This window comes from Leisingera sp. F5, from assembly GCF_001593695.1.
Genome location: NZ_LUKH01000490.1, coordinates 1 through 2,276 on the forward strand (window position 1 = coordinate 1; position 2,276 = coordinate 2,276).

Below are 2,276 nucleotides of genomic sequence, written 5' to 3' on the forward strand. Positions count from 1 at the left end.
GTTTCTGACAATGCTTGGCCCGTCCGGTTCGGGCAAGACAACCTGCCTGATGATGCTGGCAGGATTTGAAACCGCTACCCATGGCGACATTCGCCTGGGCGGAACGTCAATCAACAACATCCCGCCGCATAAGCGGGGCATCGGCATGGTGTTCCAGAACTATGCGCTGTTCCCGCACATGACGATTGCAGAGAATCTTTCGTTTCCGCTGGAAGTCCGCAAGATGGGCAAGTCCGAGCGCGAAGCCAAGGTGAAGCGTGCGCTGGACATGGTGGAAATGGGCGCTTTTGGCGGCCGCCGCCCGTCGCAGCTTTCGGGCGGTCAGCAGCAGCGGGTCGCCTTGTCCCGCGCGCTGGTGTTTGAACCGGAACTGGTTCTGATGGACGAGCCGCTTGGCGCGCTTGATAAGCAGCTGCGCGAAAAAATGCAGTTCGAAATCACCCATCTGGCGCACAGCCTGGGGATCACCGTGGTCTACGTGACCCACGACCAGACCGAAGCGCTGACAATGTCCGACCGTGTCGCCGTGTTCGATGATGGCCGGATCCAGCAGATCGCGCCGCCGGACCAGCTGTATGAAAGCCCGGACAACAGCTTTGTTGCCCAGTTCATTGGTGAAAACAACACGCTGGAAGGCACCGTCAAGGAAATCAACAACGGTATTGCCCTGGTGCAGCTTGACGATGGCGAACTGATTGACTGCAAGCCGGTCAACGTGTCCCGCCCGGGCGAGCGCACCCGCGTGTCGATCCGTCCCGAACGGGTGGAATACAACAAGGAACGCCTGCAGGAAGGTGTTCATACGCTTAAGGCGGAAGTGCTGGAGTTCATTTATATGGGCGACATCTTCCGCACCCGTCTGCGGGTGGCCGGCAATGATGAGTTCATCATCAAGACCCGGAACGCCCCGGACCAAGTCCGTCTTCAGCCCGGTCAGCAGATCGAAATCGGCTGGCTGCCGGAAGACTGCCGCGCGCTGGACGCCTGATCCGCACGCGCAAACCCCCGGCAGACGAATGACCGGGGGGATTCTCACATCTGTGAATTTCAACAAGGAGAGACTCTCTATGAAACTCAGCAAAATGTCTGCACTGGCGGTGACCACCGCCCTTTGCGCCCCTTCGGCCTTTGCCGAAGAAATGGCCAATGAGCTGACACTGGTATCCTGGGGCGGCGCCTACCAGGCCAGCCAGCAGAAAGCCTATGTGGAACCCTATCTGGCCGCTAACCCCGGCGTTAAGGTGATCTGGGACGAAAGCTCGGCTGAGGCCGTGGCGAAGATCCGCGCCATGAACGAAGCCGGCAATGTGACCTGGGACCTGGTGGACGCTGTGGCCTCCGACTCCATGCGTCTGTGCGACGAAGGACTGGCCGAAGAAATCAACCATGACGAAGATCTGGCAGCGGCGCCCGACGGCTCCTTGGCCTCCGAAGATTTCGGCGACCTGATTGTCAGTGACTGCTTTGTGCCGCAGATCGTTTATTCGACCACATTCGGCTACCGCACCGACCTGATCGACAAGCCGGAAACCGTCTGCGCCATCTTTGATACCGAAAAGTACCCGGGCAAGCGCTCGCTGCAGAAGCGCCCGATCGACAACATGGAATGGTCGCTTTACTGCGATGGCGTCGCCAAGGATGAAATCTACGACGTTCTGGGTACCGACGAAGGTGTGGAGCGTGCGTTGGCCAAGCTCGACACCATCAAGGACCAGGTGGTCTGGTGGACTGCTGGTGCGGAAACTCCGCAGCTGCTGGCCGACGGCGAAGTTGTCATGGGCTCAACCTTCAACGGCCGCCTGTTCTCGGCAATTGCTGAACAGGGTCAGCCGATCGGCATGCTTTGGGACATGCAGTCCTTTGACCTGGATGGCTGGGTTGTTCCGGCTGGACTGCCTGCAGACCGCAAGGCGCGCGTGATGGACTTCCTGAAGTTCGCCACCGATACGCAGCGCCTGGCCGATCAGGCCGCCTACATCTCCTATGGTCCGGCCCGTGCTTCCTCGGCGCCGCTGGTTGGCAAGCACGCTGAACTGGGTATCGACATGGCCCCGCATATGCCGACTGACCCGGCCAATGCAGGCAACGTCCATGTTTATGACTACGAATGGTGGGCAGACAACCGCGATGACCTGAACGGCAAGTTCCAGGCGTGGCTGGCCAAGTAATCTGACCGTATCCGAGATACTGCAGGGGGCCTGAACGAAACAGGCCCCCTGCCCAAAAAATAAAAGACCCGACGGGGAACCCAATGAGTGATATTACCCAATCCGGCC

The 2,276-nt window shown here is 59.4% G+C and carries 2 protein-coding genes; both read left to right on the forward strand.

Annotated features, from left to right (window positions below; genetic code table 11):
• Nucleotides 1–988, forward strand: a 988-nt coding sequence (locus A2I95_RS32310) for an ABC transporter ATP-binding protein (RefSeq protein WP_291736416.1), incomplete at its 5' end; no start/stop codon positions are given.
• A 79-nt stretch (nt 989–1,067) separates the two neighbouring features.
• Nucleotides 1,068–2,168, forward strand: a complete 1,101-nt coding sequence (locus A2I95_RS32315; RefSeq protein WP_291736418.1) for an extracellular solute-binding protein — start codon at nt 1,068–1,070, stop codon at nt 2,166–2,168.
• Nucleotides 2,169–2,276 lie beyond the last annotated feature (108 nt).

Bases quoted from the DNA above. Each gene is read 5' to 3' on its own strand.
- A2I95_RS32315 (WP_291736418.1), top strand. From the start codon at position 1,068: ATGAAACTCAGCAAAATGTCTGCACTGGCGGTGACCACCGCCCTTTGC.